At 66.6% G+C, this 2,132-nt stretch carries 2 protein-coding genes; both read left to right on the top strand.

Going from position 1 to position 2,132, the window contains the following annotated elements:
* On the top strand, positions 1 to 1,960 hold a 1,960-nt coding region (locus DQW85_RS02800), incomplete at its 5' end, for a condensation domain-containing protein (protein ID WP_240196881.1).
* A partial coding sequence (locus tag DQW85_RS48085) for a condensation domain-containing protein (RefSeq protein ID WP_420819139.1) occupies positions 1,960 to 2,132 on the top strand: 173 nt, incomplete at its 3' end. The genes DQW85_RS02800 and DQW85_RS48085, both read left to right, overlap by 1 nt.

The following is a 2,132-nucleotide window of genomic DNA, read 5'->3' as shown; positions in this document are numbered from 1 at the left end:
CGACAACTTCTTCGAGTTGGGCGGCGATTCGATCCTGAGCTTGCAGATCGTGGCTCGGGCCAGGGCGGCGGGGCTGCAGCTGAGTGTGGGTGATGTGTTCGCGCGGCAGAGCGTGGGTGAGCTGGCCGCCTCGGTGCGCCACGCTGCTACGCCGGTGCTGGCCGAGCAGGGGGCGGTGTCGGGGTCGGTGTTGTTGACGCCGATCCAGCATTGGTTCATCGAGCAGGACATCGCTGATCGTGATCATTGGAACTGGTCGGGCATGTTCGAGCTGGCGTCCGGTGTCGATGCCGCCGGGTTGGGGCGGGCGGTGGATGCGGTGATCTCGCATCATGACGCGCTGCGGATCCGGTTCGTCTACGACTCGGTTGTGGGGGCGTGGGCGCAGAGCGTTGTTGAGCGGGAGTCGGGTGAGGTCTTCTCCGTCGTGGACGCGGCCGGGATGGGTGAGGCCCAGGTCGCCGAGCGGATGACGCTCGCGCAGATGTCGTTGAGCCTGGCCGATGGGCCGTTGATCAAGGTGGTCTACTTCGATCGGGGCGAGGAGCCGAGCTGGCTCGGGGTCACGGTTCATCACCTGGTGATGGACGGGGTGTCGTGGAACGTCCTGTTGGAGGATCTCGATCGCGCTTACCGGGGTGAGCGGCTGCCTGCCAAGACGACCTCGTTCCAGCAGTGGGCCGAGAAGCTGCAGAGCTACGCCGCCTCGGATGAGGTGCGAGCGCAGCTGCCGTACTGGACGGAACAGGTCGAGTCCGGCTTCAGCGTGCCGGTGGACGAGCCGGGCGGGGCCAACACCGAGGCCTCCAGCGAGATCGCTCGGGTGACGTTGGACGCCGAGACCACGGCCGCGTTGCTGACGCGGGTGCACAAGGCGTACCGGACGCAGATCAACGACCTGCTGCTGGCGGCGCTGCTGCAGGCGGTGGGTGAGTGGGCGGGCACTGAAACCGTGACGATCGACCTGGAGAGTCACGGCCGGGAGGCCATCGCCGAAGAGCTCGATCTGTCCCGGACCGTGGGTTGGTTCACCTCCATCTTCCCGGTCAGGCTGGCCGCCGCCGATCTGGGCGATCCGGCTGTGGTGCTGAAGTCGGTCAAGGAACAACTGCGGACCAGTCCTGATCGTGGTGTGGGCTATGGCGCTCTGCGCTACCTGACCCGCGACCTCAGCGATGCGCCGACCCCGCAGATCATCTTCAACTACATGGGTGGCGTCGACGTTGCCGGTGATGAGGCGGTGGGGCTCCTTGCTCGGGAGCTTTCCGCGGAGTTGGCCGGTGCGAACGCCAGTCTGGCTCGAGTCCGGTCCCATGTGCTGCAGATCGAGGCGTCCCAGACCGCTGACGGTGGGATGGCGTTCGAGTGGCACTACTCCGCGAACATGCACCGTGCCGAGACGATCGAGCGGGTCGCGGAGAGCTATGTGCGGGCGTTGCGGGCTTTGGTGGAGCATTGTCTGTCGCCGGGGGCGGGTGGGTTCACGCCGTCGGATTTCGCGTTGGTGAAGCTGGATCAGGCGGCGGTGGATGCGTTGCCGGGTGGTGGGCGGATTCAGGATGTGTATCCGCTGGCGCCAGTGCAGCAGGGGATGCTGTTCCATGTCGTCGAGGCGCCCGCTGATGGGCGGGGTGTGTACTGGGCGCAGGGCCTGTACGAGCTGACGGGGCGCAGGCTGGATCCGGCTGTGCTGCGGCAGGCCTGGGATGTCGTGGTGCAGCGGCATGCGGCGTTGCGGACGGGTTTTGTCTGGGAGGGTGTGCCTGAGCCGGTTCAGGTGGTCTATGACCGGGTCGAGGTGCCGTTCGAGGTGCTCGACTGGTCGGACGGCAGTGCTGGTCGGGAGCGGCTTGAGGAGCTGCTGGCGGCTGATCGTGAGCGCGGGTTCGATCTGGCGCGTCCGCCGTTGATGCGGGTGTATCTGGTCGATCGGGGTTCGATCTGGCGCGTCCGCCGTTGATGCGGGTGTATCTGGTCGATCGGGGTGATGACCGGTACTGGATGGTGTGGTGCCTATATCAGGGTGCCTTCGATGGGTGGAGTCTGCCCATCGTCATGGACGAGGTGTCGCGGGCGTACGAGGTGCTGCGCCGTGGTGAGCAGCCGGTGCTGCCGGCGGTGCGGCCGTACCG

Origin of the sequence: Nonomuraea lactucae (assembly GCF_003313395.1) — a bacterium.
In the GTDB taxonomy this organism is placed as follows: Bacteria; Actinomycetota; Actinomycetes; order Streptosporangiales; family Streptosporangiaceae; genus Nonomuraea; species Nonomuraea lactucae.
The sequence above is the reverse complement of the archived record's forward strand: the minus strand, read 5'-3'. Positions and strand labels throughout refer to the sequence as shown.